27 protein-coding genes are annotated in these 23,467 nt (G+C 70.7%); 12 read left to right on the forward strand and 15 right to left on the reverse strand.

Annotated features, from left to right (window positions below; translation table 11 throughout):
• Positions 1-2 precede the first annotated feature (2 nt).
• A complete protein-coding gene (locus tag F4560_RS01055) occupies positions 3-659 on the reverse strand; it encodes a hypothetical protein (protein ID WP_184914925.1) in 657 nt (218 codons plus the stop codon).
• Positions 656-1,669: a sigma-70 family RNA polymerase sigma factor gene (locus F4560_RS01060; protein ID WP_184914928.1), complete on the reverse strand. Its 1,014-nt coding sequence runs from the start codon at positions 1,667-1,669 to the stop codon at positions 656-658. The genes F4560_RS01055 and F4560_RS01060 overlap by 4 nt, the downstream gene beginning before the upstream one ends.
• Positions 1,670-1,744: 75 nt before the next feature.
• Between F4560_RS01060 and F4560_RS01065 the strand changes: the two genes are divergently transcribed.
• Positions 1,745-2,566 carry an alpha/beta fold hydrolase gene (locus F4560_RS01065; RefSeq protein ID WP_221483286.1) on the forward strand — a complete coding sequence of 274 codons (822 nt, stop codon included), beginning with the start codon at positions 1,745-1,747 and terminating at the stop codon, positions 2,564-2,566.
• Positions 2,567-2,736: 170 nt separating this feature from the next.
• Here the strand turns inward: F4560_RS01065 and F4560_RS01070 are convergent, their stop codons facing one another.
• The 6 genes from F4560_RS01070 to F4560_RS01095 form a co-directional block, all read right to left on the reverse strand.
• Positions 2,737-3,936: an MFS transporter gene (locus F4560_RS01070; protein ID WP_184914931.1), complete on the reverse strand. Its 1,200-nt coding sequence runs from the start codon at positions 3,934-3,936 to the stop codon at positions 2,737-2,739.
• Positions 3,937-4,049: 113 nt separating this feature from the next.
• Positions 4,050-4,451 carry a pyridoxamine 5'-phosphate oxidase family protein gene (locus F4560_RS01075; RefSeq protein WP_184914934.1) on the reverse strand — a complete coding sequence of 134 codons (402 nt, stop codon included), beginning with the start codon at positions 4,449-4,451 and terminating at the stop codon, positions 4,050-4,052.
• A 30-nt stretch (positions 4,452-4,481) separates the two neighbouring features.
• Positions 4,482-5,909: an MFS transporter gene (locus tag F4560_RS01080; protein ID WP_184914937.1), complete on the reverse strand. Its 1,428-nt coding sequence runs from the start codon at positions 5,907-5,909 to the stop codon at positions 4,482-4,484.
• 73 nt (positions 5,910-5,982) lie between these two features.
• Positions 5,983-6,471, reverse strand: coding sequence for a MarR family winged helix-turn-helix transcriptional regulator (locus F4560_RS01085; RefSeq protein WP_184914940.1), 489 nt, complete (start codon positions 6,469-6,471; stop codon positions 5,983-5,985).
• A 51-nt stretch (positions 6,472-6,522) separates the two neighbouring features.
• Entirely contained in the window at positions 6,523-7,842 is a 1,320-nt protein-coding gene (locus tag F4560_RS01090; RefSeq protein WP_184914943.1) for a glycoside hydrolase family 6 protein, read from the reverse strand.
• Positions 7,843-7,909: 67 nt separating this feature from the next.
• Positions 7,910-8,584: a MerR family transcriptional regulator gene (locus F4560_RS01095; RefSeq protein ID WP_312868027.1), complete on the reverse strand. Its 675-nt coding sequence runs from the start codon at positions 8,582-8,584 to the stop codon at positions 7,910-7,912.
• A gap of 142 nt (positions 8,585-8,726) precedes the next feature.
• Here F4560_RS01095 and F4560_RS01100 point away from each other — a divergent pair, with 142 nt between their 5' ends.
• Together F4560_RS01100 and F4560_RS01105 are read left to right on the forward strand one after the other, a co-directional pair.
• The gene (locus F4560_RS01100) at positions 8,727-9,611 is read left to right on the forward strand and encodes an ABC transporter ATP-binding protein (RefSeq protein WP_184914949.1); all 885 of its coding nucleotides are present in this window, start codon (positions 8,727-8,729) and stop codon (positions 9,609-9,611) included.
• A complete protein-coding gene (locus tag F4560_RS01105) occupies positions 9,608-10,459 on the forward strand; it encodes an ABC transporter permease (RefSeq protein WP_184914951.1) in 852 nt (283 codons plus the stop codon). Before F4560_RS01100 ends, F4560_RS01105 begins: the two co-directional genes overlap by 4 nt.
• 43 nt (positions 10,460-10,502) lie before the next feature.
• Here the strand turns inward: F4560_RS01105 and F4560_RS01110 are convergent, their stop codons facing one another.
• Positions 10,503-11,435, reverse strand: a complete 933-nt coding sequence (locus F4560_RS01110; protein WP_184914954.1) for a hypothetical protein — start codon at positions 11,433-11,435, stop codon at positions 10,503-10,505.
• Positions 11,436-11,496: 61 nt separating this feature from the next.
• Positions 11,497-12,129 (reverse strand): hypothetical protein, encoded by a 633-nt coding sequence (locus F4560_RS01115; protein ID WP_184914957.1) that lies wholly within the window; start codon positions 12,127-12,129, stop codon positions 11,497-11,499.
• Between the two features lie 17 nt (positions 12,130-12,146).
• Between F4560_RS01115 and F4560_RS01120 the strand changes: the two genes are divergently transcribed.
• The 4 genes from F4560_RS01120 (at position 12,147) to F4560_RS01135 (ending at position 14,267) form a co-directional block, all read left to right on the forward strand.
• Positions 12,147-12,296, forward strand: a complete 150-nt coding sequence (locus tag F4560_RS01120; RefSeq protein ID WP_184914960.1) for a hypothetical protein — start codon at positions 12,147-12,149, stop codon at positions 12,294-12,296.
• 61 nt (positions 12,297-12,357) lie between these two features.
• Positions 12,358-13,206, forward strand: coding sequence for an NAD(P)-dependent oxidoreductase (locus F4560_RS01125; RefSeq protein WP_184914963.1), 849 nt, complete (start codon positions 12,358-12,360; stop codon positions 13,204-13,206).
• Positions 13,207-13,279: 73 nt separating this feature from the next.
• Positions 13,280-13,801, forward strand: coding sequence for a hypothetical protein (locus F4560_RS01130; protein WP_184914967.1), 522 nt, complete (start codon positions 13,280-13,282; stop codon positions 13,799-13,801).
• Positions 13,802-13,913: 112 nt separating this feature from the next.
• The gene (locus tag F4560_RS01135; RefSeq protein WP_184914970.1) at positions 13,914-14,267 is read left to right on the forward strand and encodes a DUF6292 family protein; all 354 of its coding nucleotides are present in this window, start codon (positions 13,914-13,916) and stop codon (positions 14,265-14,267) included.
• A gap of 4 nt (positions 14,268-14,271) precedes the next feature.
• On the opposite strand, the gene F4560_RS01140 is transcribed toward F4560_RS01135, so the two are convergent.
• Positions 14,272-15,279 carry a GNAT family N-acetyltransferase gene (locus F4560_RS01140; protein ID WP_184914973.1) on the reverse strand — a complete coding sequence of 336 codons (1,008 nt, stop codon included), beginning with the start codon at positions 15,277-15,279 and terminating at the stop codon, positions 14,272-14,274.
• A 43-nt stretch (positions 15,280-15,322) separates the two neighbouring features.
• Positions 15,323-15,694, reverse strand: coding sequence for an ArsR/SmtB family transcription factor (locus tag F4560_RS01145; RefSeq protein WP_184914975.1), 372 nt, complete (start codon positions 15,692-15,694; stop codon positions 15,323-15,325).
• Between the two features lie 56 nt (positions 15,695-15,750).
• Here F4560_RS01145 and F4560_RS01150 point away from each other — a divergent pair, with 56 nt between their 5' ends.
• Entirely contained in the window at positions 15,751-16,701 is a 951-nt protein-coding gene (locus F4560_RS01150) for a cation diffusion facilitator family transporter (RefSeq protein ID WP_312868036.1), read from the forward strand.
• Here the strand turns inward: F4560_RS01150 and F4560_RS01155 are convergent.
• Positions 16,694-18,232, reverse strand: a complete 1,539-nt coding sequence (locus F4560_RS01155) for an FAD-dependent monooxygenase (RefSeq protein WP_184914978.1) — start codon at positions 18,230-18,232, stop codon at positions 16,694-16,696. The genes F4560_RS01150 and F4560_RS01155 overlap by 8 nt on opposite strands.
• Before the next feature lie 204 nt (positions 18,233-18,436).
• On the opposite strand from F4560_RS01155, the gene F4560_RS01160 reads away from it, so the two are divergent.
• Complete coding sequence (locus F4560_RS01160; RefSeq protein WP_184914980.1) at positions 18,437-19,117, forward strand: class I SAM-dependent methyltransferase; 681 nt, start codon at positions 18,437-18,439, stop codon at positions 19,115-19,117.
• A 6-nt stretch (positions 19,118-19,123) separates the two neighbouring features.
• A complete protein-coding gene (locus F4560_RS01165; protein ID WP_184914981.1) occupies positions 19,124-19,774 on the forward strand; it encodes a hypothetical protein in 651 nt (216 codons plus the stop codon).
• Positions 19,775-19,784: 10 nt separating this feature from the next.
• Here F4560_RS01165 and F4560_RS01170 read toward each other — a convergent pair whose 3' ends face one another.
• Positions 19,785-21,377: an ABC-F family ATP-binding cassette domain-containing protein gene (locus tag F4560_RS01170; RefSeq protein WP_184914983.1), complete on the reverse strand. Its 1,593-nt coding sequence runs from the start codon at positions 21,375-21,377 to the stop codon at positions 19,785-19,787.
• A gap of 216 nt (positions 21,378-21,593) precedes the next feature.
• On the opposite strand from F4560_RS01170, the gene F4560_RS01175 reads away from it, so the two are divergent.
• Positions 21,594-22,190: a hypothetical protein gene (locus tag F4560_RS01175; protein ID WP_184914985.1), complete on the forward strand. Its 597-nt coding sequence runs from the start codon at positions 21,594-21,596 to the stop codon at positions 22,188-22,190.
• Positions 22,191-22,231: 41 nt separating this feature from the next.
• Entirely contained in the window at positions 22,232-22,903 is a 672-nt protein-coding gene (locus F4560_RS01180) for a DNA alkylation repair protein (RefSeq protein WP_184928818.1), read from the forward strand.
• Here the strand turns inward: F4560_RS01180 and F4560_RS01185 are convergent.
• Positions 22,880-23,446 carry a TetR/AcrR family transcriptional regulator gene (locus F4560_RS01185; protein ID WP_184914987.1) on the reverse strand — a complete coding sequence of 189 codons (567 nt, stop codon included), beginning with the start codon at positions 23,444-23,446 and terminating at the stop codon, positions 22,880-22,882. The two genes, F4560_RS01180 and F4560_RS01185, sit on opposite strands and share 24 nt — an antisense overlap.
• Between the last annotated feature and the right edge of the window lie 21 nt (positions 23,447-23,467).

Below are 23,467 nucleotides of genomic sequence, written 5' to 3' on the forward strand. Positions count from 1 at the left end.
GCTCACCGGAGCTGTTCGCGCCGGGCGGCGCCTTTCGGGGTGAAGGCGAACCCGTCGGCGAACGACGCGCCGCCGCAGCGTGCCGCGAGAAGCAGTGGTTCGGCGTGCACGGGCGGCCAGGCGGGGCTGGCACCGGGCTCGCTGCCGTTCCAGAGGTGGAAGAAGACGAGCGGGTCGTCGGGGCACGCCGTGCCGTAGGCGAGGGTCTTCGGGTAGTACGGGTTCGAACCGCCCAGCAGCGCCGAGGGTGGCCCGAACGCCGCGACGACGTCGCTGTGGGTGCGGTCGTGGGTGGACCAGTCCCGGAAGATGTCGCGGAGGTGGCTGTACTCCCGCGCCGACAGCTCGCGGTCCAAAACCAGCCAGGCGTGGCGGTGGGCGATCTCGGCGTAGACCGAGGACATGACGCCGTCGTGCCGCTCGCCCATGACCTGCTCGACCGCGCCGCTCACGCCGGTGGGGAGGGACGCGGACCTCGCGCGCAGGGCGTCCTGGTCGGCCGTCCAGGACTCCGCGCGGTCGTCGGTGAACGCCATCGCGTCGAAGTACAGCCACAGCGCGAACTCCCCGCCGTACATCCCCGGTCGGCGGACGGCGGAGTTCAGATTCCCGAGTAGGTACGCGCGGACGTCGTCCACCGTGCGGCGTGGACCGCTCACGGCACGGAAGGCGGCAGGTCGAACGCCGGGAAGTGCTCGGGGCCGACGAACGATGTGACCTCGGAGATCCGGTCGTCCCGCAGCGTCAGCACGTTGATCGCCCACGCCAGGTGCGTCCCGGCGCCCTCGTCCCACATGTAGCAGCCGACGGCGGGCTGGCCGTTCGCGCTGGTGGCGATGTGCCGCCACGCCTCGCAGCCGCCGATCGGAACCCGCACGACGAAGTCCGCCACCGCCTCGATGCCGCGGTACCAGTGCGGCAGCGGGGGCATCGACCAGGTGACGTCCTCGGTCAGCAGCGCGACCAGGGCGTCCGCGTCGCCGCGTTCCAGCGCGGTGGAGAAGCTGGTCACCACCTGCCGCAGGCGGGCGTCGCCGATCCGCCGCAACGTCTGCTGCTGCGTGCGCGACGGGACCTTCTCCGTGACGATCCGGCGAGCCCGCGCGAGCGCCGAGTTCACCGACGTGGTCGAGGTGTTCATCATGGCCGCGATCTCCGCCACCGAGAACCCCAGCACCTCGAACAGCAGCAACGCCGCCCGCTGGTTGCCCGGCAGGTGCTGCAACGCCGCGACGAACGCCAGCTCGACCGACTCGCGCTGCGTGTAACTGCCGTCCGGCAGCCCCGAGTCCGGGTACGGCCCGAGCCAGGCGACGTCCGTCGACGGCGCGTCCCCGATCATCGCCCGTTCACTGGACGGCCCGAGATCGACCGGCATGGCCCGCCGTCCCCGGCTCTCGACGGTGTCCAGGCACGTTCGGGTCGCCACCGTGTACAGCCACGAGCGCAGCGAGCTGCGCCCCTCGAACCGGGCCAGCCCCCGCCACGCCCGCAGCAGCGCGTCCTGGAGGGCGTCGTCCGCGTCGTGGGTGGAGCCGAGCATGCGGTAGCAGTGGGCGTGGAGCTCCCTGCGCAACGGTTCCACCAGGCGGGTGAACGCGTCGCCGTCACCCTCCTGTGCCCGCGTCAGATCGGGCGCCGCGGAACTCGTCGGGAAAACTTCGCTCACGAGCGACGATTCTGCCCCACTTCGGGAGTCACTACCGGCGATCGAGCACTTCAGACCCGTTCCAGGAGGATCCCGATGACCCAGAGCGCCACCATCGACACCCTGCGCGTTCCAGACGCGCTGCTGCACTACGAGGTGCGGGGCCACGGGCCTCTCGTGGTGCTCGTGGCCGCCCCGATGGACGCCAGGTCGTTCGAGCCGCTGGCCGACCTGCTCGCGGTCGACCACACCGTGCTCACCACCGACCCGCGCGGCATCAACCGGAGCAAGGTGGACGACCCGGACCGCGACGCGACGCCGGAGCTGCGCGCCGACGACCTGGCCCGGCTCATCACCCACCTCGACGCCGGCCCGGCGGCGGTCCTGGGCTCCAGCGGCGGCGCGGTCAGCGTGCTGGCCCTCGCGCAGGCGCACCCCGAGCTGCTGCACACCGTGATCTCGCACGAGCCGCCGCTGGACCGGCTGGTGGAGGACGGCGAGCAGCTGCTCGCGCAGACCGACGAGATGATCGCCACCTACCTGGCCGGCGACACCATGGGCGCGTGGAAGCGGTTCATGACCATCGCCAACATCCAGATGCCCGACGAGGTCATCGAGCACATGTTCGGCGGTGAACGCGACCCGCAGGACGTCGCCGACGAGCACTTCCAGTACGCGCACATGCTCCGGCCGACTGTTCAGTGGATGCCGGACTTCGACGCGCTGCGTTCGGCGGGTGCCCGGATCGTGGTCGGCATCGGCGAGGACTCGGGGGAGGAGCTGTGCGAGCGCACGTCGATCGCGCTCGCCAAGGGACTCGGCATCGAGCCCACCAGGTTCCCCGGCGGCCACATCGGTTTCGCGGAGGACCCGGAGCGGTTCGCCGCCCGGATGCGCGAGGTCGTCCAGTCGGACTAGGCGGTGAGCCGGCGGTGGTAGGCCAGGACGGACAGCCCGGTCAGGACAGCCCGGCTAGGCGGTGGGCCGGCGGTGGTAGGCCAGGACGGACAGCCCGGTCAGGACAGCCCGGCTAGGCGGTGGGCCGGCGGTGGTAGGCCAGGACGGACAGCCCGGTCAGGACAACCCGGCTAGGCGGTGAGCCGGCGGTGGTCGACCAGGACCGACAGGCCGGCCACCGCCAACCCGGCCAGGCTCAACGCCACGCCCACCCACGCGGTGGAGGTGAAGCCCCAGCCCGCGCCGATGGCCAGACCGCCCAGCCACGCGCCCGCGCCGTTGGCGATGTTCAACGCCGAGTGGTTGGACGACGACGCCAGCGACGGCGCGTCGGGTGAGGCGTCCATCAGCCGGACCTGGAGTGCCGACGCCAGGATCTGCGACACCAGCCCGAGCAGGAACACCGTCCCGAACGCCATCACCGGGGAGGTGGCGGTCAGCGCGAACAGCACCAGCACGACCGTCACCGCGGACATGGCGCCGAACACCGTGCCCATGACCGACCAGTCCACGAACCGCCCGCCGACCGTGGCGCCGATCGTCATGCCGAGCCCGAACACGGCCAGGATCCACGGCACGGCGGCCGACGACAGGCCGGTGACCTCGGTGGTGAGCGGCGAGATGTAGGAGTAGACGGCGAACATGCCGCCGAACCCGATCATGCCGGTGACCAGCGCGAACCACACCTGCGGGCGGCGGAACGCGCGGAGTTCGGCGCCGATGCCGGCGTCACGGGGAGCGGGCACGCGGGGCAGCCACCGGGCCACTGCCACCGCAGTGGCGAGCGCGATCACCGCCACCGCGAAGTACGCGACCCGCCACCCGATCTGCTGACCGGCGGCGGTCACCACCGGCACGCCGATCAGGTTGGCCAGCGTCAGCCCGACCATGATCCGGGCGACCGCCGTGCCACGTCGTTCCGGCGGCACGAGGGTGGTGGCGACGACGGCGGCGATGCCGAAGAACGCGCCGTGCGGCAGACCGGCCACGAACCGTGCCGTCATCAGCAGGGTGGTGTTCGGCGCCATGGCGGACAGGCCGTTGCCGAGGGCCAACGCGATCGTGAGGCCGATCAGCAGACCCTTGCGCGGCAGCTTCGCGGCCAGTCCGGCGATGAGCGGCGCGCCGACCACGACGCCGAGCGCGTAGAGGCTGATCGCGTGGCCGGCGGTGGGGATCGAGATGCCGAACGTGTCCGCCATCTGCGGCAGCAGACCCATGGTGGCGAACTCGGTGGTGCCGATGGCGAAGCCGCCCATCGCCAGCGCGAACATCGCCGCGCCACCGTTGATCCGACGGGTCGCGGCGGGCTCGACGGTCGTCGCCGTCATCTGGGCTCCTGTCGTCTGTCCCGAGTCGACAGTGACCGCGCGACTTGATTAGCTACCGAAACGATTTTACGGTCGAGTCCCCGCCGGGTCGCATCGTGCGCGCGTGCCTCTGCTCACACGGTGCGACCTGCCTGAGGGATGTCGAGCGCGGTGCCGTACAGGCGGGAAGCGCGGAGGGTGATCGCCAGACGGCGGTCTGGTTCCGGCTCGCCGTCCGTCTCCGCCTCGACCAGTTCCGCATCGCCCTCGACCACGGCGAACGACCACACGTCCGGCCCGCTGACGTGCAGCGACACCCGCGGGTTGGTGCGGATCTGGCGGGCTTTGAGGCGGTCCGCCGTGGTGGAGACGCGGATCGTGCGTTTCTCCGGGTCCCACTGGTACAGCACCGTGGACAGGTGCGGCTGCCCGCTGCGCTTCACGGTCGCCAGCACCCCGAACTGCTGTGCCCCGATCAGGGCCACCAGCTCGTCATCGGTGAGGGTGCGCGGTGCGGGGCCTGCGTTGACGGTCATGTCGATCTCCTCGGTCAGACTGGGGGTGGGTCAGGCAGTGGGGCGCTTGCGCAGAACGGTCAGCGTGACCACGAACGCGGCGGCGAGCAGGGCGGCGGCGATGGTGAAGGCGACGTGGTACCCGGCGGTCAGGGCGGCGGGCTCGGCGAGGCCCGACGCCAAGTCCTCCTCGGTGCGGGCGGCGGCGAGGGTGGACAGGACGGCCACGCCCACGGCCATGCCGACCTGCTGCGTGGTGTTGAACAGGCCGGACACCAGTCCGGCGTCATCCGGCTTGGCGTCGGACATGCCCAGCGAGGTCAGGGCCGGCAGCACCAGGCCGCCACCGGCGATCAGCAGCATGACCGGCAGAAGATCGGTCACGTAGTCCGCGTCCACCGGAACCATCGTGAGCTTGAGCATCGCCCCGAATAGCAGCACCAGCCCGGCCAGCAGCACCGCACGCTCACCGAACCGCGTGTTCAAGCGGGCCGAGACGAACAACGACACACCGCCGATGGCCACGGCCGCCGGCAGCATCGCCAAACCGGTCGCCAAAGCGCTGTAGTGCAACACCTTCTGCATGAAGAGCGCCACGATGATCTGGAACGCGAACATCGCCGACAGCGTCAGGATCTGCACCAGGTTCGCCCCGATGACGTTCCGCGAACGCAGGATCCGCAGCGGCATCAACGGCGTCTTCGCGGTCGCCTGCCGAACGGCGAACCCGGCCAGCAGGACGAAGGCCAGCGCGCCGAGGCCGAGAGTGTGCGGAGCCGTCCACCCGTGCTGCTCGACCTTCACCACGGTGTAGATGCCGAGCATCAACCCACTCGTCACCAAAGCCGCGCCCAGCACGTCCGCGCCGGCGGCCAGACCCCTGCCCCGGTCGGACGGCAGCACGCGCACCGCCAGGGCGATCGTGGCCAAGCCGATCGGCAGGTTGATGAAGAAGATCCAGTGCCAGCTCAGCGCGTCGGTGAGCACTCCGCCCAGCACCTGCCCGATGGACGCCCCGGCCGCGCCGGTGAAGCTGAAGACGCCGATCGCCTTGGCCCGTTCGCGGGGATCGGTGAACAGCGTCACGAGGATGCCCAGCACGACCGCCGACGCCATCGCGCTGCCCGCGCCCTGGAGGAACCGCGCGGCGATCAGCAGACCCGGCGTCGTCGCCGCGCCCGCGAGCAGCGACGCGGCGGTGAACACGGCGTTCCCCGCCACGAACATCGCCTTGCGGCCGATCAGGTCACCGAGCCGCCCGGCCAGCAGCAACAGGCCGCCGAACGCGATCAGGTAGGCGTTGACCGTCCAGCTCAGGCCGGCGGGGGAGAAGCCCAGGTCCCGCTGGATGGCGGGCATGGCGACCGTGACGATGCTGCCGTCCAGGATCGTCATCAGCATCGCCGCGGACAGCACGACCAGTGCCGTCCAGCGGTTGGAGCGAGGTGGCGCGAGCGGTGTTCCGAGCGTGGACGACATGGTTCTCCCCTGTCCGAGTGGCGACAGGAGGAACCGTAGCGGATAGTTTTGTTACAGACAATCTCTCTCGGATCTACCTGGTGCTCTCGCGGGCCCGACGAGCCGTCTGCGGTGATGCGACAGGGGTGGAGAGATGGCCCGTGACCAGCAGGTTCATCGCGTGGAGGAGGGCGTCACGGTCCTTCTTCGGCAGTGATTCCAGAGCGGCCCGGTGCACGCCGTCCACGACCTGCTGGCTGCGCTTCGCCAGCTCCGCGCCCTTCTCGGTGACCGCGACGATCCGGGCCCGCCGATCGGTGCTGGACGGCCGCCGTTCGGCGAGCCCGGCCTGCTCCAGCGCGTCGACCGTGACGACCATCGTGGTCTTGTCCATGTCGCCGATCTCGGCCAACTGGATCTGCGTGCGTTCCTCTTCGAGGGCGTGCACGAGCACGCAGTGCATGCGTGCCGTCAACCCGATCTCGGCGAGCGCCGCCGCCATCTGCGTGCGCAGCACGTGGCCGGCGTGGTCCAGGAGGAACGACAGGTCGGATTCGGTGCGGGCTGGGGCCATGGCGGACATGGCCCCAGCCTACCTACTCGGACACCGGTGGATTATCCGCAAGAGACCTGATCACAGCGGCGGGTGGGCGTTGCGCAGCAGCTCCCGGAACTGCGCCGAGTGCCAGTGCCCTGCCTGTGGCGCGTCGGGCAACGCACCGGTCGGGCGCGGCGCGCCCCACCCGGCGTCGTACGTCGGGTCGCACATCGGGTTGAAGAGCCCTTCGTCGTTCGGCAGCCGGATGCTCGCCCCGTCCGACTCTCCCGGCGGCTTCATCCACACGTACGCGTCGATGCCGGGTGCGGGCGCCGCGACCGGCCGTTCACCGAGGCCCGCGCCGACCTGGTTGCACCAGTTGGAGATCAGCAGCCGCCGGTCGATCCGGCCGCCGTCGACGTACGCGTCGACGCTGGTCTCCGGGCCCGGTCCGGTCGGCCGGTTCGGGCCGCCCCAGCCGTTGCGGGACGTGTCGATCAGCACGCCGACGCGCTGGCTGAAGCCCGCCGCCACCAGCTCGCGGCGAACGACGTCCACATAGGACAGTTCGTCGACGAAGTCGTTCCAGTCGACCCACCTGCTCTGGAGGATCGGTGACCCGTTGATGGACGTCTTGACGAGGAACTCCTCCCGCAACGCCGAGTAGTTGGCCACGTTGGCGATGAAGCCGTGCACGTTCGCCTTCGTGCTGCCACCCGAGGTGGCGGCGCGCGCCAGCACGTCCCGGGCGGTCGGGCGGTCCTCCGACCAGCCGAGGCTGCCGTGGTGGCCGATGTCGAGGTAGTTGTAGACGTTCCAGAGCCGGTCCAGCTTCGCCAGCGCGTACCCGATGCCCTCCACGTAGGCGCCGTTCGCCTTGACCAGGTCACACATGGCCGTCGCCCACGGGCGCGGCGAGACGTGCGTGACGAGGTACCCCAACGAGTCCGGTTCCACGATGGTGACGATCCGCAGCCGCCGGTACTTCGGATCGGCCACGATCGAGGCGATGGGATCGATGAACTCCTGCTTGTACCGCGGCAGGTCGTACGGCCCCAGGTCGCCGTTGGACGCCATGCGACCGCAGTCCCGGCCGGGCAGGTCGTTCACGACGAGCTGCACGACGCCGGCGTTCTGGCTAAGGGCTTCGTCCAGGTGGTCGCGCAGGCCCAACCGGCCGTTAGAGCCTTGGATCGACTGGATGTTGTTCAGCCACACCCCGGTCGGCTGGTCGAAGACGGCGGCGCCGCCCGGTTCGGCGACGGCGCGCGCGGACCACTCCGGGTTGACGTAGACGCTGGCGCCGACGTACGGGTTGTCCACGCGTGACGGTCTGGCCGCCGAGGTGCCGACCACCGTTCCGGCGGTCAGCGCGACCGCCATGAGCACAGCGCCGACACGTAAGAGATACCTCATGTACTGCTACCTCCGATGATCACAACGGCGTGACGGGAGGCGGTGTGCTTCCACCGTACCGCGTAGATCACGGCGTGCCCAGGTACTTGTGGAGCGCGGTGGCGGCGTCGAGCATCGCCATCGCCCGGCGGGTCAGGTCGGCTTCCCGCGCGGTGATCGCGGCCCGCAACGCCTCGGTGCCGCCTGAACCGCGGAACTGGTCCATGATCGGCTTGATCGCGGGCAGCGGGTAGCGGCTCTGCCGCAGCGTCGCCACCAGGCGCGCGTCGCGGACGTCGGTCGGGCCGTAGCGCCGGTAGCGGTCGGTGTCCCGTTTCGGGGCCAGCAGGCCGGCGGACTCCCACACCCGCAGCGCCGACGGCCGGACGCCCAGCCGTGCGGCCAGTTCGCCCACCCGCAGGCCGGTCCGCGGCACGCTGTCCGGTGGCAGCCCGGCCACCGCCGTCAACGCCTCCGCCGTCGCCCGCAACGCCTGCCGCTGCTCGTGCACGGCCGCGTGCACGGCGTCCACCCGCTCCAGCGCCAAGGCCGGCGATCCGTCGTGCACCGCGCGCATGATGGCCCTGGCCGCGTCCCACCCGTAACCCCGACCCAGCACCCGGTACGTCAGCAACGCCTCCCGGTGCCGCTCGCCGAACCTCCGGTAACCGGCCGGGGACCGCTCGGCCGGCGGCAGGACCCCGGCGTCCAGGTAGTTGCGCACCTGCTGGGCCGAGATGCCCGCCGCGCGGGCGAGATCCACGGGGCGAAGCGTCCGCACGGGTCGGCCTCCCGACCGGTCGGGTTCAACGGCGATTTGAAGGTTACGCACCGGCCTCTCAAGGTCAGCGGCCAGCCATTCGTCAAAAGTCTCAACTACGGACTTCAACGATACGGTTGAAGCCATGCAAAACAACGACAACCAGCGAAAACCGTCGGTTGTGGACACGCGCGGCCTGCGCATGAGGTACGGCTCCACGGACGTGCTGAAGGGCGTCGACCTGACCGTCGGGCAGGGCGAGGTGGTGGCGCTGCTCGGCCCCAACGGCGCGGGCAAGACGACGACCATCGAGATCCTGGAGGGCTTCCGCCGACGGTCGGACGGTGACGTGCGGGTGCTCGGCGTCGACCCGGACGACGGCGACGAGGCGTGGCGGGCGCGGCTGGGCGTGGTGCTGCAATCGTGGCGCGACCACGGGCGGTGGCGGGTGCGCGAGCTGCTGTCCTACCTGGGCATGTTCTACGAGCCGTACCGCGAGCGCGTGTTCGACATCGACGAGTTGATCGACGTCGTCGGCCTCACCGACCACGCCCACAAGCGGATCGGCACCCTGTCCGGCGGTCAACGGCGGCGGCTGGACGTCGCGGTCGGCCTGGTCGGGCGGCCGGACCTGCTGTTCCTGGACGAGCCGACGGTCGGCTTCGACCCCGAGGCCAGGCGGGAGTTCCACGAGCTGGTGCGCCGCCTGACCGGCACCACGATCCTGCTCACCACGCACGACCTGACCGAAGCGGAGAAGTTGGCCGACCGCATCGTGATCCTGGTGTCCGGCCGGGTGGTGGCCGACGGCACGGCGGCGGAGCTGGCCGCCCGGATCGCGGGCAAGGCCGAGGTGCGGTACCGCCTCGACGGCGAGGAGCACGTGCTGTCCCTGACGGATTCCACCGGGTACGTGCGTGAGTTGTTCGCCGAGCACGGCAAGGCCGTCGAGGACCTGGAGGTGCGTCGCGCCGCCCTGGAAGACGTCTACCTCGCGCTGGTCCGCGAGTCCGAGGAGGTGACCGCGTGAACCCCCGTGTGGTGGCCCTGCGCGCCGGTGTGCGGCGGGGCCGGATCGAGTTCGGGCAGACCATGACGAACGCGGGCGAGCTGATCGGCTGGCTGTGGCTGCCGGTGGTGGCGCTGGTGGTGATGCACGCGTTCGGCGACGGACCGCTGCCCGGCGTGGACTTCTCGCTGGGCGCGCAGTCGGTGCCCGGCATCCTCGCGATGAACGCCGTGTTCACCGGCCTGATGGGGTTGGCGATGGCGCTGACCATGGACCGCGAGGACGGCACGTTGCTGCGGGCCAAGGCGACGCCGAACGGCATGCTCGCGTACGTGGTCGGCAAGGTGCTGGGCAAGGCGGCGCTGACGGTTGCCGTGCTGGCGCTCATGCTGGCGCCGGCGGTGTTCGTGTTCGACGGCCTGGAACCGGGCCGGGTGTCGACGTGGGTGACGCTGGCCTGGGTGCTGCTGCTCGGGCTGCTCGCCACGCTGCCGATCGGGGCGATCCTGGGCGCGGTGTTCGGCAACGCCCAGAGCCTGGGCTTCGTGATGCTGCCGATCATGGGCCTGGTGGCGGTGTCGGGCGTGTTCTACCCGATCACCGCGCTGCCGGGGTGGTTGGAGGTGGTCGGCCAGGTGTTCCCGCTGTACTGGCTGGGGCTGGGTCTCCGGTCCGCCCTGCTGCCGGACGCGTTGGCCGTGGCCGAGATCGGTGGCGGTTGGCGGCACCTGGAAACCGTGCTCGCGCTCGGCGCGTGGGCCGTGGTGGGACTTGTGCTGGCGCCGATCGTGCTGCGCCGCATGGCCCGACGTGAATCGGGTTCCTCGGTCGCGGCCCGCCGCGAGCAGGTGGCGCAGCGACCCGGCTGACGCGGGGTTCCAGGTGGCGCGGTGTTCCGGCTGACGCGGGGTTTCAGCTGAAGAGTTCCGCCAGGTCGCCGTGCTGCAAGGCCATCATCCCCCGACCGGCCCAGGCGTCCGGCGCGGTCGGCGCGAGCACCCGCACCATGCCGGTCTGGTCGGCGGGCTGCTCGACCGTCGCGCCGACCAGCACCGTCGGCCAGGCCCCGGTTTCGAGGTTGGTCATCACCATGTCCTTGGCGGCATTGGGGTTCTCGTCCGGCGCGCACACGACCTCGGTGGACTCGCCCGCCGGGGTCGTGCGCACGCCCGCCGCCAGCGGCAGCCCGCTCGTCGGCTTGCTGATCACCGCGGCCGACACGTCGCCGAGGCACCGGGCCAGCTCGCCGATCATCGGGTCCGCGGCCAGCGACCGGTCGCCCGCGGGCTCGGTGATCCACTTCAACGTCGCGCCGGTGGGGGCGTGGGCCACCGAGCCCGGATCCACCCGGATGTGCTGGAACCCGGTCACGATCCCGGCCTTCGCCAACGCGCCGTCCAGGTCGACCTCGCCGTCCTCGGCGGTGCTCCAGGTGCCCGATCCGGCACGTTTGCCGCCCAGCGCCGCGATCTTGGCGTCCACCGCGGCCACGTCGACGTCCATCCGCAGCACGGCGGCCCACTTCGGCGACTGCCCCACCCGCAGTGCGGTGTTCGCCTGGGCCGGGTCGAAGCCGACCAGGTCGGGCAGCAGCCGGCTGCGCCCGGCGAGGTCGGAATACCCGTAGCCCTGCAGCGTGCGGAAACGCGTGGCGTCCCGCTCGACGAGCGCGCGGATCGCCGCCACGTCGCCGTACTCCACCAGCAGGGACGACTCGTCGGTCGCCCGCACGCCCGCCAGCGCGCCGAGCAGTCCGGTCGCCGGCGGCGTTTGCGTCACGTCGGCCTCGGCGGCGCACCCGGTCAGCAGAACCGCCACCAACGCCACGCTCGCACGTCTGATCACCGGGTGGATGGTAGGTCGGCGAGACGATCTCCACGCCTGTTTTAACGGAAAGGGCCTTGCCTCAGGCCGGGATCTCCACCGCGATCTCCTCGCCCAACCGCGCCCCGCCCGAGAGGTCCAGCTCGTCACCGCTCCAGAACCGGCCCGGGTCGTACCAGTTCGCCCGGCGTCCGACGGGCAGCAGACCCATCGCCTCGTACGTCACGGCCACGACCTCGGCGCAGTACGCGGTCTCCAGCGTCGCGTCGGACGATTTCCGCAGGTTCGGCACCCGGCCGCGCAACCACCTCGTGGCCAGCCGTGCCGTCGACGGGAACGGGGTGCCGTTGAGCACCGCCACCGTCTTCAGCACCGCGTCGTCCTCCTCGCGGGTCGTCGGACGGTCCAGCTGCCGCAGCCACGCCCGCTGCCCGTACTTCCGCGCCCACACCAGCACCGCGTCACGCAGGTCGTGCAGCTGCACGCCGCGGTGGTGGGTGCCGGTCCACACGTCCGGCAGCGTGCGACCCATCTCGGCGTGCCACATCAGCGGCGGCAGGTCCTCCACCGCCACGGTCATGCCCACGTGGTTGACCGGGCTGTTCGTCGTGACCCGGATCGCGCGGTCGGCCGCCGAGCTGCCGCGGAACAGCCACACGTCGCCGGTTCGGGTGAGTTCGACCGCCTCGTCCAGACCGATCTTCGTTCCCGCCATCCCGGTAGCCTAGGCAGATGCGCTGGTGGAAGCTGCTCGGCCTGGCCGGTGTCGCGGGTGTCGCGGCGACCGGGGTGGTGATCGCGCGCGCGGAGCGCAAACGGCGGGCCTACACCCCGGAGGAGATCCGCGAACGGCTGCACGCCCGGGTCGCCCGGACCGACTGAACCTTCGCACCGCGGCCACTTCGCGCTGCGGCGTCCGTGCCGCGATGGGATCTTGGTGCCCATGGTCGTCGTGGTGCTGGGCACGGGGTTGATGGGTTCGGGCATGGCGCGGAGCCTGCTGCGGGCCGGGTTCGACGTGGTGGTGTGGAACCGCAGCGTGGCCAAGGCGCGCGCGTTGGCCGAGGACGGCGCCGTGGTCGCCGACGACCCGAAGACCGCCGTCGCCGAGGCGGACGTCGTGCTGACCATGCTGTTCGACGCCGACGCGACCTGCGCGGTGATGACCGAGGCGCTGCCGGCGGTGCGGGCACAGTCGGTGTGGGCGCAGTGCGCCACGGTCGGCCTCGAAGGCGGTCAACGGCTGGCCGAGCTGTCCGCCCAGCACGGCGTGCCGTACGTGGACGCGCCGGTCCTCGGCAGTCGTGCGCCGGCGGAGCAGGGCAAGCTGACGGTCCTCGCGGCCGGGCACCAGGGGCTGCGGGCGTCCGTCGCGCCGGTGTTCGACGCCATCGGCATCCGCACGGTGTGGGCGGGCGAGCGTCCGGGGGACGGGCAGCGGCTCAAGCTGGCCGCGAACTCGTGGGTGCTGTCGATCACCGCCGCCACCGCCCAGGCCGTGGCGCTGACCCGAGGCCTCGGGCTGGACCCGGACCTGTTCCTGGAGGCCATCGCGGGAGGCCTGGCCGACAGCACGTACGCGCAGGTCAAGGGCCGTGCGATGATCGACGGCGACTTCGTGCCCGCGTTCGGGGTCGACGGCGCGGTCAAGGACAGCGAGCTGGTCGTGTCGGCGTTGGACGTCGTCGGCGCCGATGACCGGCTCATGCGCGTGCTGCACTCCCTGTACCTGACCGCCGAGGAGCGGGGCGAGGGCGCCGAGGACATGGCCGCGGTGATCCGGGCCTTCTAGGCGGTGTTGGAGTTACCGTCGAACCGGGTACCAGTTTGGGAGGGGTACCGGTCGGCGGCGGAGGAGGCGGCTCGTGGGAACCGGCGGGCTGATCGCGGCCGCGGCGCTGACCGGTGCGGTCGTCGCCGGGGGAGTTGGCTTGCCCGATCCGGACGACATCTGGAGCGACACGGGCCTGCGCGTGGTGGACCGGGCGACGCGTTCGGACGGCGAGTGCGTTCCGCATTCGTTCGGGCAGGTGCGGGAGCTGCTGGCGGCTACACCCTGTGTAGCACTCGACCGGATGTTGTTCACGCTCAGTGACGACAGGGGTGGCGCGATCGTCGTGTTCGTCGCCTGGGTCGAGTTCGACGACCGGGACGGGGCGCGCGAGTTCAAACGGGTCGAGGACGTCCACGGCACCGGTGACATCACCCCGTTGTCGGGATCGTTGCTCCAGATCAAGGACGTGCCGTTCAGCGCGCTGAACTACGACTCCGACGTGCTGGACGACGTGACCGTCGTGCTGGCCGAGACGGAGGCCGTGAGCGGGGGTTTCACCGCGGAGTACCTGGACGACATCGCCGGCATCGCGGTCCTCACGCCTCGGCCCTGAACCTCGAAATTCCCGCTTCCGTGTTTTAAACCTGCCTGATCGGGCTACCCCGGAGCGCGTCGCGCAAGGCGGCGTGCTCCGGGGTCTATGGGGGTGGGGACGGTGGTGCGTAGTGGACTGGGATTTCGATGACGACGACGCGGTGCGCGGACTGCTCGCGTACGTCTCGGAGGTGACCAGGGCGCTCGGGTTCAGCGGCGAGTGCTCGTGCGTTCAGGCGGACGGCTCCTGCCTCGGCGCGTATCTCGCGTTGGACGGTCACCTGCCCGGCTTCGCCGACCGGGACGTGGCGCTGCTGTGGGACGAGGAGCGCGGCTGGTCGATCGCGGTGGAGAGCGACAGCGCCGAGCCGCCGTTCGTGCTGGCCAGGCTGCGCGGCCCGGTGTGGCCGGAGCCGGCCGTCGTGGCGCAGTGGGTGTCGGAACTGGACCTCGTGCCCGACGACGAGCTCCTGACGGCGCGCTGACCCGTCAGCCCGTGAGGCGGGCGATGAGGGTCTCGATGTCGTGCGCGACGACGAGTTCGGTGCGCACGGTGGTAAGGCCGAGTTGGTGATTGACCCGGATCATGTGCTCGTTGTCGGCGTTGGTGACCGTCTCCATGCGCTCCAGCTCGGGGTGGTCGGACACCAGCCAGTGCGCCATCACGCCTTTGAGGGCCAGACCCAGCCCGTGGCCCCGGTGCTCGTCCAGTACGGCCGTGTCGCCTTGGTAGGAGGTGCGGGGGCCGTGGGGGAGCAGGACGATCTCGGTCAACCCGGCGACCTCGCCGGTGGCTTCGTGCACGGCCACTACTACGCGCTGCTCGACGTTGTCGCGGCGTAGTTCGTCTTCGGTCTCGCGGACCTTCTCGACTGTCCACTCCGGATGCTGGAACTCGGTCGTGCCCATTGGCGCGTCGTGGATCGCGCTCCGTGCGGCGGCGTAGGACGTGACGACCCCGTCCGGCGCGGAGTTGATCCACCGTTCGGCGCGGTAGCCCTCGGGTAGGTCGATCGGCCAGCGGTTTCTGTCGGCCTCTGCGACCGTCAACGCCTGCACGGCCAGCGCCCGGACGGTCTTGAAGCCCAGCCTGTGCGCCCAGTTCGCGGCCGTGCCGCCTTCCACGAGCCGCCAGTCCTCGATCACCGTGCGCCCGTGGTCGCGGAAGTGCGGGAGCATCGCGCTCAGCAGGCGCGTGCCGATGCGCCGTCGGCGGGACTCCGGGTGGACGACCACCGTGGCGACCGCGATGTGGCCGTTCTCCGCCTCGGGGAACCGCGCGTACCCGAACGCCACGATGCCGGTCGCGTCCCGCGCCACCCAGTGCCCGGCCGGGCCGACGCCGGGGAACGGGTTGCGCAACCGCTCCACCACGTCCTCGTAGGTCGGCGCCGGCTCGTCCGGTTCGTCCACGAGGTGACTCGCGTGGACCACCCGGTAGTACCCGGCCAGGTCCTTCGCGTCTGCCTGGTGCGGGTCGAACAACTCCACCGTCACGTCGCCCCCCGGTTCCTTGGCGGAGCGATCACCGTATCGGTTGTCAGCGCTTGTGGTGCGCGACTTCCTGCTCGGCGTTGTCGGCGGGCGGGATGTCGCGGTCGACGTGGTCGGCGTGGAAGAGTGCTTGCGCCAGCAGGGACTTCACGTGGTCGTTGGCGGCGGAGTAGTAGACGAACGTCCCTTCGCGCCGGCCCTTCACCAGGCCCGCCAGGCGCAACTTCGCCAGGTGCTGGCTGACCGCGGTCGGCGCGGCGCCGGCCAGCTCGGCGAGGCAGGCCACCGACGACTCGCCCTGGAGCAGCGCCCAGAGGACTTTGATCCGGGTCGGATCGGCCAGCAGGCGGAACGACTCGGCGGCCAGGTGGACCTGCTCGTCGTTGGGCATGTCGAACTCCGACAGCGCGGTGTGCATGGACGCAAGCCTACCTACTTGCGTATCTGCATGAGTGCGCAGGTACGCTGACAAACGTGACGAACAAGGCGCACTCTCAAGGGCACGGCCATGGCCACGGTCATGGGCACGGCCACCGCTCGGTCGATCGCGTCGACAGCGCGCTGGAGAGCAGCAAGCGCGGGATACGAGCGCTGGTCATCTCGTTCGTCGCGCTGTTCGTCACCGCGACCGCCCAGGCGGTGTTGGTGCTGATCACCGGCTCGGTGGCGCTGTTGGGCGACACCGTCCACAACTTCGCCGACGCCCTGACCTCCGTCCCGTTGGCCATCGCGTTCGTGCTGGGCCGCCGTGCCGCGTCCCGCCGCTTCACCTACGGCCTGGGACGTGCGGAGGACCTGGCCGGTGTCGTGGTGGTGCTGGTGATCGCCGCGTCGGCCGTGTACGCCGGGTACGAGTCGGTGCGCGGACTGCTCGACCCCCAGCCGGTGCGGCTCGTGTGGGTCGTGGTGGCCGCCGGTGTGATCGGGTTCCTGGGCAACGAGCTGGTCGCCCGCTACCGGATGCGGATCGGCCGTGAGATCGGTTCGGCCGCGTTGGTCGCCGACGGGCTGCACGCCCGCACCGACGGCTTCACGTCACTGGCGGTGGTGCTGGGCGGAATCGGGGTGGCCCTGGGCTTCCCGGCCGCCGACCCGATCGTCGGCCTGGGCATGACCGTCGCCATCCTGTTCGTTCTCCGTGACGCCGCCGGCGAGGTCTTCGGCCGCCTGCTCGACGCGGTCGACCCGGCGTCGGTGGACCTCGCCGAACGAGCCGCCGCCCAGGTGGAAGGCGTGGTGCGGGCCGACCGGGTGCGGATGCGGTGGACCGGCCACGTGCTGCGGGCGGAGTTGGCGATCGCGGTGGACGCGAGCCTGAACGTCGCACAGGCCCACCGCATCGCGCACGAGGTCGAGGACCACCTCAAACGAGCGGTTCCCCGGCTGACCGCGGTGATCGTCCACACCGAACCCGCACCTACCTGAGCCCGCCGCTTTCAGGGGTCCCGAACCAGCGGGTGAGTGCTTCCCTCAGGGTGTTGGCGGGTTCGTCGAGGGCTGCGGCCCAGGCGATGTGGGCGTCCGGGCGGATCAGCAGCGCGTCGGCTGGGCGGTGGTCGGGCTTGGCGGTGTGGACGTCGACGCGGTGCTCCCAGTCCCGGGCGGTCTCGCGGAGGTCAGGGCGGTCGGCGAGGTCGAGGAGGACGGGACGTGCGGCGTGCATGAGTTCCGCGACGCTGGTCGTGCCGTGGTCGGTGTGCAGGGTGAGGTCGGGCGCGAACGTGCCGGTCAACGGGTGTTCGTTCGGGCTGGGCAGCTGGTAGCGGATGTCCGTGCCGGCGATGAGGGACGCCACGCGGAACGACGGCTGCTCGTCGGCGACCAGTTCCACGAAGAGTTCCCGCAGCGCGTCGGCGGCGGCGTCCTGTCCGCGCCTCAGTGCCACTTGGGCATGGGTGTGGAGCAGGGTGCGCGTGCCGGCGAAGTGGCGTTCGTGGTGGTAGGTGTCCAGCAGGTCGGGCGACGCCCAGCCGTGGATGTCGGCGGCCAGCTTCCAGGCGAGGTTGACCGTGTCGAGCATGCCCGCGTTGAGGGCGACGCCCGTGGCGGGGAAGAGGTGGGCCGCGTCCCCGGCGAGCATGATCCGCCCGTCGCGGAACCGTTCGGCGAGTCGGGCCTGGAACTGGTAGCGCGACAGCCGAATCGGTTGCCCCAGCGGTAGTTCCGCGCCGAGGACGTGGCGGATGCTGTCCTGGAGTTCGGCCAGGGTCATCGGCGCGTCGTCGTCGATTTCGGTGGATTCTTCTTCGGTGGTGGAAATGAGGGCGACCTCGGGGGTGAGCCACCCGAATCCGAAGACCCCGCGGTCCGTCCGGGTGAAAGCGCCCGCTTGGATCGTGCCGAGTCCGGGGACGTCCAGGTCGCCGTTGTCCCGCCGGGTCAACGAATCGGGCAAGGCGACCTGACCCAGCCGGTTGACCTCCGGGTAGGTGGTGCCGGGGAACGGGATGCCGGCCATGTCGCGGATTCCGCTGCGCGCGCCGTCGCAGCCCACCAGGTATCGGGCGGTCACCTGGTACGTCCCGTCCGGGCCGCGCACGTCGGCGGTCACAGTGGCGTTGTCCTGGTGGACGCCGGCCGTCTCGTGGCCGCGGCGGATGTCGGCGTCGAGTTCGCGTGCGCGTTCGTCCAGCAGGCGCTCGAGTTCCGGTTGCGGCAGCGTCAGGCCGCGCAGTGGGGGATCCGCCAGGTGCGAGAAGTCCAGGTGCACGCCGCCGAACGGGTAGCGGGGAGCCGGGTGGGCGGGTCCGGCGCAGGCCGCTTCGAACCGGTCGAGCAGGCCCCGGTAATGCAGCAGCCGCAAAATCTGGCCGCCCAGCCCGTTGGCCTTCGGGGTTTGTCGGATCTGTGGCCGCAGCTCCAGGACGAGTGGTCGCACTCCGGCCAGTCGCAGTTCAGCGGCCAGCATCAGACCGGTCGGCCCGCCGCCCACGATGATCACGTCGACGTCCGTCACCGGTTCCTCGCTGCGCGGTCGTCGGTCGCCAAACACCATTCGCTACACCCATTCTCGCAGGTCGAGGCCACGGCGCAGGATTCTGCGGCATCCCCCGGGCCTTGCCGCAAGCCCCCCGGTGCGATATAAATTGAGAGTGGGAAGAAGCGGTATTCGCTATCTCTCGTCCTCCGCTGTGAGTCCTTTCAGCGAAACCCAGGGTTGATGATGGCTCGGTTGCTGGACGACCAGGCGTTGGAACGTTCTTCGGTGGTCGCGAACTGCGCCATGAATCGTGAACGCGGGCTCACCGGCTCCAACGGGTACGGTCGCGAGCTCGGCATCGACGTGGTCAAGATGATCACAGACCGGTTGTCCGGTGGAGCCGAGGCGTTCGACTGGCTGGACCTGTGCTGTGGCGCCGGCAAGGCGTTGCTGGAGTGCGCACGCCTGGTGGACGACCCGAGGCTGCGGATCACCGGTGTCGACCTCGTGGACTTCTTCGCCGGTCCGTCGCACCCCGGGGTGGAGTTCGTGACGGCATCGGCGGGTTCCCTTGCCCTGCAACGCTCCTACGACTTGGTGACCTGCGTCCACGGCCTGCACTACGTCGGCGACAAGCTGCACGTCCTCACCCGTGCGGCGTCGTGGCTCAGCGCCGATGGTCTCCTGGTGGCGAACCTCGATCTCGCGGCCGTCCTGTCCGACGAGGGCCGCCCGTTGCGCCGCCGGCTGACCGAGCCGCTGAGGTCGGCCGGATTCGACTACGACGCCCGCCGTCGCCGCGTCGAGTGCACCGGACACCGGCAGGCGAGTCTGCCGTTCCAGTACCTCGGCGCCGACGATCAAGCCGGCCCCAACTACACCGGCCAACCAGCGGTGAATTCCTACTACGCGAGCGCGTGAGCTGCCGTGAGACACAAGAATGGCGACGTGGGTGCGGAGACGTCGGGTGAGCGGGAGCCGTGGTCGTGGGCGGCGACGGATGACGAGGTCGAGGAACGGCGTCGACACGTCAGGCGGTTGGCGGGTCACCGCATCAGAGCGGTCCGCTACTACATGATCGACTACCGGCGTGGGGACTTCCGCCCCGAATCGGTCGACGGAGGCCCGCGGTTCATCGACGGCGATGCCGAGTGGGAGGACCCCGCCTGGCGCTACGACGGGTTCGACGCCGTGGATCACGGCGTGGAGTTCGAGACCGAGTCGGGCCTGGTCTTCTCGCTGACCTGGGACCCGCCAGGGGATCAGGAGGGGATCGGGCTGCGGAACGTCGCCATGCTGGACGCCTACTTGAACCCGGAGGTGGACGTGGCGATCTGGAGCGTCGGTGACCGCGGCGATACCTGGGCGCCCCTGGCCGAGGCTCCGGTCACCGACGTCCAGCTGCACTACTACCCTTGGGAGGGTGGGCTTTCCGGGTTCTGGTGTCCGCACATCACCTTCCACACCGCTACCGCGAGCGTTCAAGTCGTGCTGGGGGACGCGAACAACGGCACCTTGGACCACTCGTCGGACAACATCGCGGTCCTCCACCCCGCGACATCCCCGCTGGACTGGTGAAACCTCGGGCTCACAGCGCCAGGTGTGGCCAGGATTCGGTGTCCCGCAACAGTTGCCGGTCGTGTGTGGCGATCACCACCGCGGCCGGGGTTGAGGTGAGGGCGGCGGTCAGCTCGTCCACGAGCGTGGCCGACAGGTGGTTGGTCGGCTCGTCCAGCAGCAACACGTGCGGCCGGGTGGCGAGGACCAGGGCCAGGTCCAGCCGCCTCCGGGCGCCGACCGAGAGTTCGGCCACCGGACGGTGCCGGTCGTAGCTGTCCAGCAGGCCCAACTCGTCGAGTGCCGGCCCGTGCACGCCTGACCGGGCGTCGTACAGCTCCACTGCCGTGCGGTGGCCCGGCAGGTCGGATTCCTGACCCAACCGCCCGACCCGCACGGACCTGGCACGGGTGACGGTGCCGGTGTCGGGTTCCAGGTCGCCGGCCAGCACTGCCAGCAGCGTCGACTTGCCCGCGCCGTTGGGTCCGGTGACCACCAGCCGGTCCCTGGAGTCCAGCGCGACGTCGACCGGGCGCGCAAGCCGCTCGGCCACGGACACGTCGGTGGCGCGCAGCAGAGTCGCACTGTGGTGTTCGGGCAGTTCGGGCATGGCGAACCGGGTCGGCGGCGGCGGGATCGTCACCGCGTGCGTGCTCAGCTCCTCCTGGCGTCGGTGCACGGCGCGGACCAGGCCGGGCGCGCGGGTGGCGCGGGTGTGCTTGCCGTGCCCCTTGGCGGGACGCCAGTTGTCGCGCAGCCGGTTCTGCGCCGCGGACAGGTCGTCGGCCAGGCGCTGCTGCTCGGCCACCTGCTCGGTGTGCAGTGCCTCCCAGCGGGCACGTTCGGCTCGGCGGGCCTGGACGTACGCGGTGTAGCCGCCGCCGTACGCCCGTGGCCGGCCGTCGCTGGACGGGTCGAGGTCGACCACCGTGGTGGCCACGTCGGTGAGCAACGCCCGGTCGTGGCTGACCAGCACGACCACGCCCCGGTGGGCGCGCAGGCGTTCGGTGAGGTGGTCGAGCCCGTCCGCGTCGAGGTGGTTGGTCGGCTCGTCCAGCAGCAGGACCGGGTGGCCGGCGCCGAGCAGGCAGGCCAGCCGCACCCGGTGGCGCTGGCCGACCGAGAGGGCGCCGAGCGGGCGGGTGCGGTCGTCCACGGCGTTCAGCGCGGCCAGCGAGACCTCGACCCGCCGGTCGGCGTCCCACGCGTCGAGCGCTTCGGCTTCGGCGAGCGCGGCGGCGTAGGCGTCATCCGTGCCAGGACGACCGTCGGTCAACGCGTCGGCGGCCTTGTCCAAGCTGGTCAGCGCACTGCGCACGGCGGACAGTTCGAGGTCGATCAGCGCGCCGACGGTGTCGGTGGGGCCGAGCGGGATCTGCTGGTCCGCAACCCCGACAGAGCCCGCGCGGTGCACTTCGCCGAGGTCGACGGGCAGGTCGCCGGCGAGGACCCGGAGCAGGGTCGTCTTCCCGCGACCGTTCTCGCCGACGACCGCGACCCGGTCACCGGCGGCGGCGACGAGATCGACACCGGCGAGCACGGGCCGTCCGCCGAAGGAGAGGTGGACGCCGGACATCCGAACGTGCGCCGAGCGCACAAGGGCAGGTGAGAGGTGGGACGACATGAAGGGACTGCCTCCGACAAGAGGTGATGAGCAGAAAGGACGAACTCCGGTAGCGCGGGTTCGCGGTACCGGCGGAGGCGTCGTCCCTCAGAGGAAGTACAGGTGCTGCATCACGGTCACCAGGGTAGGACGCCGGCAGAACCTGCCGCATCCGGATTTCGACCACACCCACGTCCCCCGCCCCGACACCGATCCACCCGGGTGGATAGTGGGAACATGCCGAACCTCGACTTCTACGCTGCCGGCGACGACTGGTCCGCGGTCCTGGGGGTGGTGTTCGATCTCGGCTTGTTCCGCGTCTTCGAGTCCGACTCGGAGCCGGACCGCGAGTTGCGCGAGTTCCACGCCGCCACGGAGGTTCCAGGCGGCCGACAGGGACGGCACTTGGCGTTGTTCGTCACCGGTTCGGGACCGGCTCCCGTAGCGAGGCGAATCGATCTGCGGCCAGGAGCGCTTGGCGACGCCACCTTCCGCTACTGCTGTGAAGCCTGGGGGCTCGTCCAGCTCTACCACGGCGGTCCGGCTGGGACAGACGAGCTGCGATGGAGTCATGCGAACCACAACACGGAGAAGCGCGCCGCCGCGTGGTCCGCGACCTTGCCGCGACTCGGCGACCCCGCTCAGTGGAATTGGCCGGCGGTCACAAGCGCGTCCGGCCGGCTCAACCGGGCTGTTCGCCGGATGGCCGTCGACAAGATCGGTTCCCATCCTGTGCTGCCGCACGCGGCTCGGTTCATCGAGGAAGGCGGTCTGAGGTATGAATACGGCACGGGCATCCACGCGACTCCGTCCTTCGGGATGAGTCGCCGGTGACGGGGAGGGTCGAGGTGGCTGAGACGACGGTGGCCGAGGTGATGGTCGAGTTGGCCGCGCTCGAAGACCCGAAGATGCGTGCGGTGAACGAGAAGCACGGTGACGATCACGGGGTGAACCTCGGCAAGTTGCGCGCGATCGCGAAGCGGCTGAAGACCCAGCAGGACCTCGCGCGCCGGCTCTGGGCGACCAACGACACCGCGGCGAGGTTGCTGGCGATCCTGATCTGCCGCCCGAAGGCGTTCGAACGCGACGAGCTGGACGCCATGTTGCGTGAGGCGCGCGCCCCCAAGGTGCACGACTGGCTCGTGAACTACGTCGTGAAGAAGGGCCCGTACGCCGAAGAGCTGCGTGTGACGTGGTTCGCCGACCCGGATCCGGTGGTCGCGAGCGCGGGCTGGGCGTTGACCACCGAACGCGTGGCCAAGAAGCCCGAGGGCCTGGACCTTGTAGGGCTGCTCGACGTCATCGAGGCGGAGATGCGCGACGCCCCCGATCGCCTCCAGTGGGCGATGAACCACTGCCTGGCCCAGATCGGGATCGAACACCCCGAGCACCGCACCCGCGCGATCGCCATCGGTGAGCGCCTGGAGGTGCTCAAGGACTACCCGACCGCGCCGAACTGCACGTCCCCGTTCGCGCCCGTCTGGATCAACGAGATGGTGCGCCGGCAAGACGACCAGGCGCCACTAGGAGTCCGCGAAGTGGTGTAGGACCATCTCGGTCAGCGCGGCGACGTCCGCGTCGACCATCGGCTCACCGGTCATGCCCATCCGGTGGAGCAGGGTTCCGACGACGGTGTCGATGAGGAGCAGCACCCGGTGCTCCGGCTCGCCGAGAGCCTCCTGGAGCGCGACCCGGTAGGGGTCCTGCACCCGCGTGGACAGGATTTCGCGCAGGGCCGGATCACTGACGCCGTCGACGAACAGGCCCGCGAACGCCGCACCCACCCCCGGCTCGCCGATCTTCGCCGCGATCCAGATGATGCCCGACGAGATGTCCTCCCGTGGACTGCCGCCCTTCAACGGCACCGGGCCCAACGCGTCGATGAGGCAGTCCGCGATCAGCGCGCCCTTCGACGGCCAACGCCGGTAGAGCGTCGTCTTCGCCACTCCCGCCGCCGCCGCGATGCGATCCATCGTCGCGCCCGTGTAGCCCAGCTCGTGGACCGTCCTCAACGCGGCGGCGAACACCACGGCGTCGATGCCGGCGCGCGGGCGGCCGGGCGGTCTCGCTGAGGTGGTCCCTCGGGTCATGGCTACACGATAGCCAATTGC

It is taken from the genome of Saccharothrix ecbatanensis, from assembly GCF_014205015.1.
Classification (GTDB): domain Bacteria; phylum Actinomycetota; class Actinomycetes; order Mycobacteriales; family Pseudonocardiaceae; genus Actinosynnema; species Actinosynnema ecbatanense.